The sequence below is a fragment of the Saccharomonospora cyanea NA-134 genome (assembly GCF_000244975.1).
GTDB classification, from domain to species: Bacteria; Actinomycetota; Actinomycetes; order Mycobacteriales; family Pseudonocardiaceae; genus Saccharomonospora; species Saccharomonospora cyanea.
The window spans coordinates 4,257,619-4,272,077 of sequence record NZ_CM001440.1 but is presented as its reverse complement, the minus strand read 5'-3'; the positions used below and the strand labels follow the sequence as shown (position 1 = coordinate 4,272,077).

Genomic DNA, 14,459 nt, shown 5'->3' with positions numbered 1-14,459 from the left:
CTGCGTGAACGTCACGGCTCACGCAGGCCGACGACAACCGCTGTGCGGGGCGTCCGGTAGGCGCGGGGTGCGGGACTTCTCCCGCATCCGCACGCGGGTCTCGCAGCCTGTCCGCACGAGCGGAACCGAGCCGACTCGATGAGAACCCCCACGCCACAAGAGGTGCAGCACGATGGTGGACCGAGACGTCGCCGCACTCGCCGACCCGGTGGGCGAGTCACTCCGAGGTCACCACGCACATCTCGCGCGCCGACTCGGCCGGGCCGCCACCTACGTGCCGGAGGTCGCGACCTTCTCCGCGGTGAGCGCCGACCCCGATCCGGGAGAGTGGGCCGACCTCGCTCGGCTGCTCGGGCCGGGCGAGGTCGCCGACATGTTCAGCCATCCGGCGATACCGCCGTCGGACTGGGAGCCGGTCTTCGTCCTCCAAGGCCGCCAGATGATCTGGCCCGGCAGAAGCCGGCCCGGTGACCCACCAGCCGGGGACGGCACCGATGTGGTCGAACTGGGCGCGGACAGCGTGCCCGAGATGCTCGACCTCGTCGCGCGGACCCGGCCGGGACCGTTCTGGCCACGCACCCACGAACTCGGCACCTATCTCGGCGTCCGCGACAACGGCACGTTGGTGGCGATGGCGGGGGAACGCCTCCGGCCGCCGGGGTGGACCGAGATCAGCGCCGTCTGCACCGCTCCCGAGGCCCGCGGGCGAGGCCTCGCGGCGCGCCTGGTCGGTGCGCTCGTCGCGCGTGTCGTGGCTCGCGACGAACGTCCCTTCCTGCACGTGGCCGAGGCGAACACCAGCGCGATCGGCCTCTACGAAAGGCTCGGGTTCGAGACCCGGAAGCACGTGACCTTCCGGGGGTTCCGCACGCCTGACGGCCGAGGCCGCGCGCCGGAGATGCCTTAGCCCGCGTTCTCAAGGGACGCCCGGGCTAGCGGCCGGAAACGCCGGTGGCGGCGGCACCGTCCAGGTACCGCCGCCACCGTGTCGGTTGTCCGTCGCCGATCTCCGGCTTACTCGAACGCCTTGGCGATGAGCGCCTTCTGCTCGACCTCGTGCACCTTCGACGAACCGGCCGAGGGAGCCGCCATGGGCCGGCGCGCCACCACCTGGAGGTTCGAGAACGCCTCCGGCAGCCTGCGCGGAAGGTTCAACCCGAAGAACGGCCAGGCGCCCTGGTTCTCCGGCTCCTCCTGCACCCACACGACCTCGGCGCCGCTGTAGCGCTCCATCTCGGCGAGCAGCTTCTTCTTCGGCAGCGGGTAGTACTGCTCGACGCGCACGATCGCCACGTCGTTCGCCTCGCGCTTCCGCCGCTCGGCCACCAGCTCCCAGTAGAGCTTGCCCGACGTGAGCAGCACCTTGCGGGTCTTGGCCGGGTCCACCTCGGTGTCACCGATGACCGACAGGAACTTCGAGTTGCCGGTGAAGTCCTCCACGGCCGAGGTCGCCGCCTTGTTGCGCAGCATCGACTTCGGGGTGAACACGATCAGCGGCCGGTTGACGCCGTCGAGGGCGTGGCGGCGCAGCAGGTGGAAGTAGTTCGCCGGGGTCGACGGCACCGCCACCGTCATCGAGTGCTCCGCGCAGAGTTGGAGGAACCGCTCGATGCGGCCGGACGTGTGGTCGGGCCCCTGACCCTCGTGGCCGTGCGGCAGCAGCAGCACGACGTCGGAGAGCTGGCCCCACTTGGCCTCACCGGACGAGATGTACTCGTCGATGACGGTCTGGGCACCGTTGACGAAGTCGCCGAACTGTGCCTCCCACATCACCAGCGCCTCGGAGTTGGCCACCGAGTAGCCGTACTCGAAGCCGACGGCCGCGTACTCGGACAGCGCCGAGTCGTAGATCATCACGCGGCCCTGGTCCTCGGACAGGTTCTGCAGCGGCGCGTACTCCTCGCCCGTCTTGCGGTCGATGAGCACCGAGTGCCGCTGGGTGAACGTGCCGCGACGGGAGTCCTGGCCGGACAGGCGGACGAGCCTGCCCTCCATCGCCAGCGAACCGAACGCGAGCAGCTCACCGAACGCCCAGTCGATGCCGCCCTCGCGGGACATCTTCCTCCGCCGCTCCAGTACCGGCTTGACCCTGGGGTGCGGGGTGAAGCCCTCGGGCAGGGAGACGAACGCGTCGCCGATGCGCTCGACGACCTCGCGGTCGACGGCGGTCGGCACCTGCGCGGGCACCTGCTGCCGTTGCTCCACGGACGGGCTCGGCGCGATCGGGTGCTTCTCCAGCTCCCTGACCTCGTTGAACACGTGCTCCAACTGGCTGGAGAAGTCGCGCAGCGCGGCTTCCGCCTCCTCCATGGAGATGTCGCCGCGACCGATCAGCGCCTCGGTGTAGGTCTTCCGGACGCTGCGCTTGGCGTCGATGATGTCGTACATGCCGGGCTGCGTCATCGACGGGTCGTCGCCCTCGTTGTGGCCGCGCCGCCGGTAGCAGATCATGTCGATCACGACGTCCTTGTTGAACGCCTGGCGGTAGTCCACGGCCAGCCGCGCGACCCAGTACGCGGCCTCGGGGTCGTCGCCGTTGACGTGGAAGATCGGCGCACCGATCATCTTCGCCACGTCGGTGGCGTACTGCGACGAGCGCGCGTGTTCGGGCGCGGTGGTGAAGCCGACCTGGTTGTTGATGATGACGTGGACGGTGCCGCCGGTGCGGTAGCCGCGCAGCAGCGCCAGGTTCAGTGTCTCGGCCACCACGCCCTGACCCGCGAACGCGGCGTCGCCGTGCAGCAGCACCGGCAACACGGTGAAGCCGCCCGTCTCGCGGTCGCCCTTGTCGAGCAGGTCCTGCTTGGCCCGCACGATGCCTTCCAGCACCGGGTCGACGGTCTCCAGGTGGGACGGGTTGGCGGTCAGCGACACCTTGGTCTCGCCGTCGCCGAACATGCGGAAGTACTTGCCCTCCGCGCCGAGGTGGTACTTCACGTCGCCGGAGCCGTGCGCCTGGCCGGGGTCGAGGTTGCCCTCGAACTCCTGGAAGATCTGCGATATCGGCTTGCCCACGATGTTGGCCAGCACGTTCAGCCTGCCTCGGTGTGGCATACCGATGACGACCTCGTCGAGCTGGTGCTCGGCGGCCTTGTCCAGCACCGTGTCGAGCAGCGGGATCACGGTCTCGCCGCCCTCCAGCGAGAACCGCTTCTGCCCGACGTACTTCGTCTGCAGGAAGGTCTCGAACGCCTCGGCCGCGTTCAGCTTGGAGAGCACGTACTTCTGGACCGCCGGGTCCGGCTTCTCGTGCGGGACCTCGACGCGCTCCTGGATCCAGCGGCGCTCGTCCGGGTCGAGGATGTGTGTGTACTCCACGCCCACCGTGCGGCAGTAGGAGTCGCGCAGGACACCGAGCACGTCGCGCAGCTTCATGCGCTCCTTGCCCGCGAACCCGCCGACCGCGAACTCGCGGTCGAGGTCCCACAGGGTGAGGCCGTGGGACAGGATGTCGAGGTCCTCGTGCCTGCGCTGGCGGTAGTTCAGCGGGTCGGTGTCGGCCATCAGGTGGCCGCGCATCCGGTAGGCGTCGATGAGTTCCAGCACGCGGGCGGTCTTGTCGATCTCGCCCTCGGGCAGGTCCTCCACCCAGCGCACCGGCTCGTACGGCAGTCGCAGGGACGTGAAGATGTCGTCGTAGAAGCCGTCACCACCGAGCAGCAGTTCGTGGACACGCTTCAGGAACTCACCGGACTCCGCGCCCTGGATGATGCGGTGGTCGTAGGTCGAGGTCAGCGTCATGATCTTGCTGACGCCGAGCTGGACCAGCGTCCGCTCGCTGGTGCCCTCGAAGTGGGCGGGGTACTGCATCGCACCGACGCCGATGATGGCGCCCTGACCGGCCTGCAGGCGGGGCACCGAGTGGTTGGTGCCGATGCCGCCGGGGTTGGTCAGCGAGATCGTGGTGCCCGCGAAGTCGTCGGCGGTCAGCTTGTTGTTCCTGGCCTTCTTGACCATGTCCTCGTAGGCCTGCCAGAACTGCAGGAACGTCATGTTCTCGCAGTTCTTGATGGAGGCCACGACCAGGCTGCGCTGCCCGTCCTTGCCCTTCATGTCGATGGCGAGGCCGAGGTTGACGTGCTCCGGCGTCACCACGTGCGGCTTGCCGTCGACCAGCGCGTAGTGCCGGTTCATGTTCGGGAAGTCCCGCAGAGCCCGGATCATCGCGTACCCGATGAGGTGGGTGTACGAGACCTTGCCGCCGCGCGTGCGCTTCAGGTGGTTGTTGATGACGATGCGGTTGTCCGCCATCAGCTTGGCGGGCACCGCGCGCACACTGGTGGCGGTGGGGACGCTCAGTGAGGCGTCCATGTTCCTGGCGATGGCCGCGGCGGCCCCACGCAGGGGCTTGCGCTCGGGCTCGGTGGCGGCCTTGGGCGGAGCCGTCCTCGCGGTGGCGGCGGAGGACTGCTTCGGCTCGCTCTTCGGGGCGGGCTTCGGCGCTGCCTTCGGAGCGGGAGCCTTTGGCGCCGCGGCGGTCGGTTCGGACTTCTTCGGGGCCGGCTTCGGCTCGGTCTGCGTCGTCGACTGGCCGTTCGCGGACGGCTTCGGCTCTGCGTCTGCTGCGCCCGGCTTCGCCTGTGCACTCTGAGTGGGTTTGAAGTCGGCAAAGAACTCATGCCAAGCGGCGTCGACTGAGGATGGGTCGGCGAGGAACTGGTCGTACATCTCCTCGACGAGCCACTCGTTGGGGCCGAACTGTGACGCAGGGCTGCTGCTGGACACGGCTAGGACTCGCCTCTATCCGTCTCGATCTTGGTTTGCTGAATTCGCGCCTACCAGGCTAACCCCCGGGTTTCGCCGGGCGTCATCGAACTCGCCCATGACATGGGAGGAAGACCCCCTCGACCGGGCTGTATCGATAAGGTGAATGTTGTCACAACAACCCGTTGCGGCGCTCACCCGTCAACTGGGTACGGATTCCTTGTTCGTGTGGCAGTTCCTGCGGACGTTCTCAAGGACCGCTCTACTCCTTCAGCCTGAGTGGCTCCACATCCGCGCGTAGCGCCCGCCCGCCGCGATGAGTTCGGCGTGGGTGCCCTGCTCCACGACACGGCCGTGGTCGAGCACCACGATCACGTCGGCTCGCGCGGCCGTGGCCAGCCGGTGGGCGACCACGAACGTGGTGCGGGTCGAGGCGAGCCGGTCGGTGGCCCGCAGCACCGCCGTCTCGGTTGCCGGGTCGAGAGCGGCCGTCGCCTCGTCGAGCAACAGCACGTCCGGGTCCACCAGCTCCGCCCTGGCGAGCGCCACGAGCTGCCGCTGCCCCGCCGAGAGCGCCCGGCCGCGCTCGCCGACCTGCTGGTGGAATCCGTTCGGCAGTGCGGCGATGGCGTCCAGCGCCCCCACGGCCCTCACCGCGGCCTCCACCTCGGCGTCGCTCGCGTCGGGACGGCCGTAGCGCACGTTGTCGGCCACCGTGCCGGAGAACAGGTGCGACTCCTGCGGCACCACCCCGACGCGCCCCCTGAGCCGTTCCAGGTCGTAGTCGCGCACGTCCACGCCGTCGAGGCACACGCGGCCACGGGTGACGTCGTAGAACCGCGCGATCAGCTTCACCACCGTGGACTTGCCCGCACCCGTCGCGCCCACGAGCGCGACCGTGGTGCCCGCGGGCACGCGGAGGTCGACGTCCCGCAGCGCGGGCTTCTCCGCGCCCGGGTAGTGGAACTCGACGCCCGCGAGTTCCACGTCGCCCCGGAGCCGGTCCGGTACCGGTACCGGGTTCTCCGGCGGAGGTACCGACGTGGGAGTGCGCAGCAGGTCGCCGATGCGCCGCAACCCCACCTTGGCCTGCTGGTAGCCGTCGAACACGCTCGAAAGCTGCTGCACGGGCGAGAAGAACAGGCCCAGGTACAGCAGGAAGGCCATGAGCACCCCGACGGTGAGGGTTCCGTCGGCCACGCGGTTCGCGCCGGCCACCAGCACGACAGCCTCCGCGATGCCCGAGAGCAGTGTGATGAACGGGAAGTACGTCGCGACGTAGCGCTGCGCGCGCAACCGTGACCGCCGGTAGGCGTCGCTGCGTGAGGCGAACTGCTCGGCCGAGCGCTGCTCGCGGGTGTAGGCCTGGGCCACCCGCAGGCCGGAGACGTTCTCCTGCATGTCGGCGTTGACCGCGCTCACCCGCTCCCTGGCCTCGGAGTAGGCGGCGGAGGCGCGTCGCCGGAACAACACCGTCGCCACCACGAGCACCGGCAGCACGGCGAACGCGAACAGCGCCAGGCTCGCGTCGGTGACCACCAGCGCCACGCTGATGCCCACCAGCGTCAGCACACTCACCACCGCGGTCGCGAGGCCGGTCTGCAGGAACGTCGACAGCGCGTCGACATCGGTGGTCATCCTCGTCATGATCCGGCCAGCGAGCTCGCGCTCGTAGTAGTCGAGGCCGAGTCGCTGCAGATGGGCGTAGCTGCGCACGCGCAGCAGGTAGAGCACCGACTCACCGGTGCGGGCGGTGACGCGGGTCTGCGCGTACACGGCCAGCCAGTCCACCGCGATCACGAAAGCCCCCGCGAGCGCGGCCAGCCAGACGGCGGACTCCACACCCAGCCGGACACCGTCGTCCACGCCGCGCTCGTACAGCGCGGGCACGGCGATGGCGGCGAGCGCGTCGACGGCCACCAGCGCGACCACGGCGGCCAGCAGCGAACGCACCGGTCTGAGCAGCCCTCGCAGCCGGAAGTGCGGATCGGGTGCCGTGGGGTCCTCGCCGTCCAGTCGGGGTTCTCCGGTGGCCTCGGGCAGCTTCCGCACGCGGTGCAACAGCTCTGGCGTGGGCGGCAGGTCGAGAGCGGCGCGGGAGCCCGGCCCGCCGGCCGTTCCGGTCGCCACCGCTCTGACGGCCGCGCTCGTGGAGCCATCGGTGCCGTCGGAGTCTTCGGAGTCTTCGGAGCCTTCGGAGGCGTCCCCGGACACCGGAGGCCAGAGCTGTGGTGTGACACCGCTGTCGTCCCGAACGAGGTCGTCGTGCCGGTGGAGCTCCTCGGCGTCGTCGCCTGGTCCGGAGACGAGGTCGCGGAACAGGCCGCACCGCTGCCACAGTTCGTCGTGCGTGCCCACGTCCAGCACCCGGCCGCCGTCGAGCACCGCGATCCGGTCGGCGAGTGCGAGCGTGGAACGGCGGTGCGCGATGAGGATGGTGGTCCGCGACCTCGTCACGCTGCGGAGCGTGTCGTGGATCGCGGCCTCGGTCACCGTGTCCACGGCCGACGTCGCGTCGTCGAGCACCAGCACCCGAGGGTCGGTCAGCAACGCGCGGGCGAGGCCGAGCCGCTGGCGCTGCCCGCCCGAGAGCGTGAGCCCGCGCTCGCCGACCTGGGTGTCGTAGCCGTCCGGCAGCGCGCTGATGAACTCGTGCGCCTCGGCCGCCTTCGCGGCGGCCACGATCTCGTCGTCGCCTGCGTCCGGCCTGCCGTAGGCGATGTTCTCGCGCACCGACGTCGAGAAAAGGAACGCCTCCTCGAACACGACCCCGATGGTGCGCCGTAGCTCGGTCAGGGAGAGCTCGCGCACGTCCACACCGCCGACGCGGACGGTGCCCGCGTGTGGGTCGTAGAAGCGGGGCAACAGCAGTGAGATCGTCGACTTCCCCGACCCCGCGGTGCCCACGAGCGCGAGTGTCTCGCCGGGGCGAGCCTGAAGCGACAGCCCGTCGAGCACCGGTTCGGTACGCGTGTAGCCGAACCGCACGTCCTCGAAGTGCACCGGCAGCGGGCCGTCGGGCACCGGCGTGGGGTGTTCCGGGTCGACGACCTCCGGCTGCGCGTCGACGAGTTCGTTCACGCGCTCGACCCCGGCCCGGGTGAGCTGTGCCTGCACGACGAGGCTGGCGAGCATCCGTGCGGGGCCCACCAGCGACGAGACGTACGTGGCGAAAGCCAGAAACGTACCGAGACTGATCTCGCCGCGGAGCGCGAGGACGCCCCCGACCCCGAGCACGGCCACCTGCCCCGCGGCTGGGAGTGCCGAGGTGGTGGCCGTCGGGACGGCCGCGAGGCGAGCCGCGCGCAGCCGTTCCGCGTAGAGCCTGCGCGCCCGGCCGGACAGGGTGGTGACCTCCCGCGCCGACTGCCCGAAACCCTTCACCACCCGCACGCCCGTGACGGTCTCCTCGACCTGCTGGGCGACGTCGGCCGCGCGTTGCTGAGCCGACCACGTGGCGGGGAACAGGCGTTTGCGGCTCACCGCGACCACCACCCCCACGGCGGGGGCCACCACCAGCGCGATGAGGGTGAGCAACGGCGACATCCACAGCATCGCGCCGAGGGCGAGAAGGGCGAAGACCACCGAGCCCGCCGACAGCGGGACCTGCATGAGGAACCCGGTGACCAGTTGCAGGTCGGTGATGGCCCGCGACACGATCTGGCCGGTCTTCATCGAGTCCTGCTTACCGCCGTCGAGGCGGGAAACGGACGCGAACACGTCACGGCGCAGGTCGTGCTGAACGTCGAGGGCGAGTCTGCCGCCGAGGTAGCGCCGGGCGAACGCGCTGCCGAACGCGAGCAGGTGCAGGCCCACCAGCGCGGCGGCCAACCCGACGAGTTGTGACGTGTCACCCGCGACCGCGTCGTCCACGGCGGCGCGCACGAGCAGGGGAGCGGCGGCCTGCAGCCCCACGCCCACGACCGCCGCCGACAGCGCCAGCACGACGAGTACCGGGTGACGCCAGCAGGCGGAGGTCAGCCGCCGGATCCAGCCGGAGGAACGGCGGGAGGGGCCGTGTGTGGGTGACAGTGCCGATGCTGTGCTCTCCACTCACGACCCCTCTTCGTGGCGCTTTCCCGTCAGGTGATGTCGCGGTTCTGGTTGGCCGCCCAACCGATCCCGAAGAACAGCATGGTCCATGCGAGGAAGATCAGGGCGGAGGCCCACCACGAGAACGCGCCCGGCGCGCCCGCGAAGAACTGCATACCCCACTGCAGGCCCTCGTCGACCTGGTTGAGCTGGTCGGCCATCGACGACCCGATCGCGCCGAACGCCTCCGCGCCGACGGCGCCGACGATGCCGTTCAACGCGCCGTTCGGCAGCACACCGCCGAGCCAGTCGAGTTCGGCGGAGAAGAACGCCACCACGACGAGAATGTTCTCGATCAGCAGCATCCACAGGCACAGGAGCACCGTGGGGCCGGTGACGCTGTTCCATGCCGCGCCGAGCCCGACCCCGAACAGGGTGCCGAGAACGGCGGCCAGCAGACCCGTGCCCGTGATGCCGAGCCACTGGCCCACCGACGGCAGCCCCGCGCTGTCCACAGTGATCACCGTGCCGATGCTCGCCGCGGCCACGGCGATGACGCCGTAGACGAGTCCCCACACGCTGAAGGTGATCATCTTCGCGGAGAGCACGGCCGCGCGGTTCGGGGCTGTGAGGAACGTGGTACTGATCGTCTTACGGACGTACTCGCTCGCCACGGCCGTGACTCCGAACAGCACCCCGAAGAACACGCCGATGTTGATGGCGCGCCCGAGGGCGAGCAGGCCCACCGGCATCGTCTCGACCTCGATGCCGAGCAGCAGGGCTATCTCCTGCGCGTCGTTGCTGCCGATGAAGTCGTTGAAGTCGTTGACGGTGGAACCCCAGCTCAGTGCGAACACCAGCGCCGCAGCGAACGCCGGGATGGCCAGTGCCCACCACAGGCCGAGGCTGAGCGTCTTGCGGAACTCCGCCTTGATCAGATTGCCCATCACTGCTGCTGACCTCCCCAGCCCTGGTTCGGCTGCGGTTGTTGACCGGGTTGCTGGTAGTTCTGCTGGTAAGGCTGCTGGTACGGCGCCTGGGGACCGGGTTGCTGGTACTGCGGCTGAGGACCGGACTGCGGTCCCGGCTGCTGGTACGGCGCCTGGGCGCCCGGCTGCGCCCAGCCGGACTGTTGCGGCTGCTGGCCGGGGATCGGAGCCCCGCTGTACTGCGGCGAGGTGAGCTGGAAGAACAACTGCTCCAGATCGGCTTTCTGCTCCTCCATGCCGTACACGGCGATGCCGGCCCGTGCTGCGATGTCACCGATCTGCTGCACGGTCGCCCCGGACACCGCGACCCTGCCGTCCTGTGTGGGTTCGACCTCGTTCAGCCCGGCCTCGCGCAACGCGGTCGCGAGTCCGGTGGCGTCCGCGGGCTGCACGAGCACCCGCGACCGCTGGCTCTGCCGGAGGTTCTCCAGCGGTCCGTAGTACCGCGTCATGCCCGCGCTGACGATCACGACCTGGTCGATCGTCTGCTCGACCTCCGACAGCAGGTGACTGGAGATCAGCACCGTGCGGCCCTGCGCCGCGAACGACCGCAGGAAGGTTCGCAGCCACGCGATGCCCTCCGGGTCGAGGCCGTTGGCGGGCTCGTCGAGCACCAGCACCTGCGGGTCGCCCAGCAGCGCGGTGGCCAGCGCCAACCGCTGGCGCATGCCCAGGGAGAAGCCGCCAGCCCTGCGGTGGGCTGCGGGCGTGAGACCCACCAACCCGAGAAGTTCGTCGGCGCGCTGGTCGGGCACCCCGATCGCCGCCGCGTACACACGAAGATGGTCGCGGGCGCTGCGCTTCGGGTGGAAGCTGCCGTTGTCGAGCACCGAACCGACGATGCGGGCCGGGTTGCCCAGCTCGTGGTGCTGCCTGCCGTTGATCGTCGCCGTGCCCGCTGTCGGCTTGACGAGGCCGAGCAGCATCCGCAACGTCGTCGTCTTGCCCGCACCGTTCGGCCCCAGGAACCCGGTCACGCTTCCGGGCTCGACTGTGAAGCTGAGATTCCGCACCGCTGTGACGGCGCCGAACTGCTTGGTGAGGTTCTGCACCGCGATGCGGCCGCTGCCGTCGTGCATGCTGGCCCTCGATTCCTCGTGATCGTGCGCTTGGCTCGCGCCATCCTGCCGTACCGGCTCTTTGGACGATCACGCGAGGGGATCGGTTTCATCGGGTGTCGTGATGCGGTGCGCCTCACGATCCGGCGAACTGGACGATTCACGGGAACCATCACCCAGTGGTGGGAAAGAAACCCGGTGTGACTGGCCGCCCCCGAGCGGCGAAGTCGGACGTTATTGCTTAAACTTGGTGATGGCGGCCCGCTCCCGGTGACCCCCAGGCTGGTAGAGCGGGCCGCCCCTTCTTTTCTCATCACTTTCTCATCGGACACTCCCTGTCCCACCTCGGCCTGTTCCCGCGGCGCGCTCGATGTCGGCGTGAGCCGAACCCGGCGACCCTGTGGCCGCGCCGTTGACCTCCAGCCAGGTCGAGCTTGCAGGGTGGTCACGGCGAGAGGAGCGTCGTGAGAGTCGTGTGGATGAGGGAGTTCGGCGGCCCCGAGGTGCTGGTCCCGGGGGAGGCGCCGGATCCGGAACCTACTGCGGGGCAGGCGTTGGTGCGCGTGGCGTACGCCAACATCACGTTCGTCGAGACCCAGTACCGGCGCGGCGGTTTCGGCCCCTTCCCGGTCGAGCCGCCGATCGTGCCGGGCAACGGTGTGGGGGGTGTCGTCACTCGGGTCGGCGCCGGGGTGGACCGGAATCTGGTGGGGAAGCGCGTCGTCAGCAGCCTGGGTGGGTCGGGTGGCTACGCCGAGCAGGTCGTGGTCGACGCCGCGGCATTGCTGAGCGTGCCCGACAAAGTGGCGCTCGACGACGCCGTGGCGGTGTTTGCAGACGGCCGCACCGCCCTGCTCGTGTCGGACTCGGCTGGGGTGTGCCGGGGCGAGCGCGTACTGGTGGAGGCGGCCGGGGGTGGGGTCGGGAGCCTGCTGGTGCAGCTTTCGAACGCTGCCGGAGCCACGGTGATCGCGGCGGCGGGAGACGGGCGCAAGAGGGAGCTCGCCGCCGATCTCGGCGCCGGGGTGACCGTCGACTATCGCGACCCACGGTGGGTCGATGAGGTCCGTGAGCGAGTGGGCGGAGTGGACGTGGTCTTCGACGCCGTCGGGGGTGAGGTGGGCCGGGCCGCGTTCGATCTGCTCGGCGACGGCGGACGCTTCGTTCCGTTCGGCGCGGCCGGTGGCGGGTGGACGGAGGTGCCTGCCGAACCGGCGGCCGAGCGCGGCGTCACCGTGGTTCCCTGGTCGGTCCCCGGCCCGGAGCGATTGCGGGAGTACTCGCGGCGCGCGCTGGCCGAGGTCGCGGCAGGCAGGCTCCGGCCGATGATCGGCCGACGCTTCCCGCTGGAGCGGGCGGCGGACGCGCACCGGGCGATCGAGTCGCGGCGTGTCGTGGGCAAGACCCTGCTGGAGGTGCGATGACGAGGGTCGGCGTGGCCCGTGGCCGCGTACGCCCGGTACCGGGCGATTCGGAAGACGAGAGACCGAGGCGCCGCGGTGGCGCCCGTGGGAAGGGAGAACACGTACGTGCCGACAACGACTTTCCGCATCGGTGGAGAGCTGGAAGTGCGGCGGCTCGGATTCGGTGCGATGCGTTTACCGACGGAGCCGGGCCCTGCCCGGGAGGACTCCCTCGCGGTCGTCCGGCGAGCCGTCGAACTGGGCGTCACATTGATCGACACCGCGCACCTGTACGGCTGGGGAGCCAACGAGGAGCTTCTGGCCGAAGCCCTGTACCCGTACCCGGAGGGAGTGCTGATCACGACCAAGGTCGGTATCGCCCGCTCGGGGCCCGCAAGTGAGTGGAAGCTTGACGGGCGGCCTGCCGTTCTGCGGGACCAGGTCGAGCAGGCGCTGCGCCGGTTGCGTGTCGAGCGGATCGAGCTGCTTCAGCTCCATCGCATCGATCCGGAGACACCGTTGGACGACCAGCTCGGTACGCTGCGGGAACTGCAGAGCGAAGGCAAGATCGGCCGGATCGGCCTTTCCGAGGTCACCGTCGACGAACTCCAGCAGGCCCGGGCCGTTGTCGACGTCGTGAGCGTGCAGAACCGCTACAACATGCTCGACCGCGAGCACGATCCGGTGCTCGCGGCATGTGAGGCGGCGGGAATCGCGTTCCTGCCGTGGCACCCCGTCGCCATGGGGGCGGCGGGAGCGAACGGCGAAATCGCCGCCATGGCGGCTGAACTCGACGCCACTCCCACGCAGGTCGCGCTCGCCTGGCTGCTCGACCGCTCACCGGTCGTCCTCCCGATCCCGGGCACTTCCCGGACGAGTCATCTGGAGGAGAACCTTGCCGCGGAGCGTGTCCGGTTGGGACCCACCCACCGCGACCGTCTCGATCGACTGTCCGGCCCGGCACGGAACAGCGAGGCCGAAGAGTGACAGAGTGACGCCGCCTAGTCGGTGAAGACGGCCTCCACCCACTCGGGCACGGGGAGGTCGCGGTCAAGGCACTCGGCGGCCAGGCGCAGCGTCCAGTGCAGCGCCGCGAGCACCACGCTGTCCACCTCGTCCGGTGCGGCGTTCGCCAGCGCGATCTCCACCTGGTCGGCCGCGGCGTCGGTGTTGCCGTGCACCTCGGCCAGCAGCGTGCGCACAGCCGTGCGCATCGGCGGGTCGGCCTGGTCGATCGGGACCTCCTCGCCGGTCTCGTCCAGCACCTGTACCCGCACCGGACGAGCGCCGCCGTCGCCCAGGCTCGCGATCATGGCACTGCAGGCCCCGAACAGCAGGAGCATCAGGCCCCGTGTGTCCGGCAGCTCGCCGCGCCTGCCGTCGGGCCCGACGGCGGCGAGGGCCTCCTCCTCGTCGGCCAGCGCAGCGGCCACCAGGGCCCGCTGCGCCTTACGCAGCAGCGCGTCCTCGTGTCCGTGGTCGTCGGCCCACACGTGTCCTATCCAACACGACAGCGGGCGTCTTGGGTGCCGCCCGCCAGGGTGATCGAGGAAAGTCGCGCGCGGACCCGGCTTCGGCCGTGGGAGGACGTCGACGTCACTTCGCGGCGTACAGCGCGCCGAGGGCGAGGGTGGTCAACAGGTCGGTGAGCTCGGCGTCGGGCAGGTGGCGACTGTGGGGGGTGGAGTTCATCAGACCGAACACGGCGTGCGCGGCCGAACGCGCACGGGCGTCGTTCAGGCCGGGGACCGCGGCGCGCAGCGCCGACACCCACACCTCGACGTACCTGCGCTGCAACGCCCGGACCTCCTTGCGGTCCGCTTCGGACAGGTTGGCGAGGTTTCGCTCCTGCACCGTGATGAGTGCGGGCTGCGACAACGCGAAGTCGAGGTGGAACCGCACGAGCCCGGCCAACACCTCGTCGGGCGAGCCGCCTTCGTCGACGCGGGCCGTGCCGCCGTCGAGCAGATAGCGGCTGATCGAGGTGAGCATCTCGCCCAGCATGGCGTCCTTGCTCCGGAAGTGCCGGTACAGAGCCGGGCCCGAGATGCCGACAGCCGCGCCGATCTCGTCGATGCCCACGCCGTGGAACCCGCGGCGCGCGAACAGCTCCGCGGCCGCCGCGAGGATCTGATCGCGGCGGGTCGCCTTCTCTCCATGTACGAGCGGGGAGTCCGAGGGCACCCCGACACTCTAGCGATCTGGTTAGCAATTGTTAACCAAAGGGCGCGACTTCTGGTGTGATCCGGTCGGGTTATGTCGGGTTCGCGCAC

9 protein-coding genes are annotated in these 14,459 nt (G+C 69.9%); 3 read left to right on the top strand and 6 right to left on the bottom strand.

The window, feature by feature from the left end:
* Positions 1–172 precede the first annotated feature (172 nt).
* Entirely contained in the window at positions 173–907 is a 735-nt protein-coding gene (locus SACCYDRAFT_RS19895; RefSeq protein ID WP_005458908.1) for a GNAT family N-acetyltransferase, read from the top strand.
* Between the two features lie 107 nt (positions 908–1,014).
* Here the strand turns inward: SACCYDRAFT_RS19895 and SACCYDRAFT_RS19890 are convergent, their stop codons facing one another.
* From SACCYDRAFT_RS19890 to SACCYDRAFT_RS19875, 4 genes are all read right to left on the bottom strand, one after another.
* Positions 1,015–4,725: a multifunctional oxoglutarate decarboxylase/oxoglutarate dehydrogenase thiamine pyrophosphate-binding subunit/dihydrolipoyllysine-residue succinyltransferase subunit gene (locus tag SACCYDRAFT_RS19890; RefSeq protein WP_005458907.1), complete on the bottom strand. Its 3,711-nt coding sequence runs from the start codon at positions 4,723–4,725 to the stop codon at positions 1,015–1,017.
* A 249-nt stretch (positions 4,726–4,974) separates the two neighbouring features.
* Positions 4,975–8,757, bottom strand: a complete 3,783-nt coding sequence (locus SACCYDRAFT_RS19885) for an ABC transporter ATP-binding protein (protein ID WP_005458906.1) — start codon at positions 8,755–8,757, stop codon at positions 4,975–4,977.
* Positions 8,758–8,786: 29 nt separating this feature from the next.
* The gene (locus SACCYDRAFT_RS19880; protein ID WP_005458905.1) at positions 8,787–9,683 is read right to left on the bottom strand and encodes an ABC transporter permease subunit; all 897 of its coding nucleotides are present in this window, start codon (positions 9,681–9,683) and stop codon (positions 8,787–8,789) included.
* Positions 9,683–10,804, bottom strand: a complete 1,122-nt coding sequence (locus tag SACCYDRAFT_RS19875) for an ABC transporter ATP-binding protein (protein ID WP_005458904.1) — start codon at positions 10,802–10,804, stop codon at positions 9,683–9,685. Before SACCYDRAFT_RS19875 ends, SACCYDRAFT_RS19880 begins: the two co-directional genes overlap by 1 nt.
* A 443-nt stretch (positions 10,805–11,247) precedes the next feature.
* Between SACCYDRAFT_RS19875 and SACCYDRAFT_RS19870 the strand changes: the two genes are divergently transcribed.
* Both SACCYDRAFT_RS19870 and SACCYDRAFT_RS19865 read left to right on the top strand, forming a co-directional pair.
* Positions 11,248–12,207, top strand: a complete 960-nt coding sequence (locus SACCYDRAFT_RS19870; protein ID WP_005458903.1) for a zinc-binding dehydrogenase — start codon at positions 11,248–11,250, stop codon at positions 12,205–12,207.
* Positions 12,208–12,312: 105 nt separating this feature from the next.
* Positions 12,313–13,173 carry an aldo/keto reductase gene (locus SACCYDRAFT_RS19865; protein ID WP_043537425.1) on the top strand — a complete coding sequence of 287 codons (861 nt, stop codon included), beginning with the start codon at positions 12,313–12,315 and terminating at the stop codon, positions 13,171–13,173.
* Between the two features lie 14 nt (positions 13,174–13,187).
* On the opposite strand, the gene SACCYDRAFT_RS19860 is transcribed toward SACCYDRAFT_RS19865, so the two are convergent.
* Together SACCYDRAFT_RS19860 and SACCYDRAFT_RS19855 are read right to left on the bottom strand one after the other, a co-directional pair.
* Positions 13,188–13,688 carry a hypothetical protein gene (locus SACCYDRAFT_RS19860; RefSeq protein ID WP_043536713.1) on the bottom strand — a complete coding sequence of 167 codons (501 nt, stop codon included), beginning with the start codon at positions 13,686–13,688 and terminating at the stop codon, positions 13,188–13,190.
* A 94-nt stretch (positions 13,689–13,782) separates the two neighbouring features.
* Positions 13,783–14,370, bottom strand: a complete 588-nt coding sequence (locus tag SACCYDRAFT_RS19855; RefSeq protein WP_005458899.1) for an SACE_7040 family transcriptional regulator — start codon at positions 14,368–14,370, stop codon at positions 13,783–13,785.
* Between the last annotated feature and the right edge of the window lie 89 nt (positions 14,371–14,459).

What these genes read in the sequence shown, in the direction of transcription:
- SACCYDRAFT_RS19895 (WP_005458908.1), top strand. Translation starts at nt 173, where the DNA reads ATGGTGGACCGAGACGTCGCCGCACTCGCCGACCCGGTGGGCGAGTCA.
- SACCYDRAFT_RS19880 (WP_005458905.1), bottom strand. Translation starts at nt 9,683, where the DNA reads ATGGGCAATCTGATCAAGGCGGAGTTCCGCAAGACGCTCAGCCTCGGC.
- SACCYDRAFT_RS19875 (WP_005458904.1), bottom strand. Translation starts at nt 10,804, where the DNA reads ATGCACGACGGCAGCGGCCGCATCGCGGTGCAGAACCTCACCAAGCAG.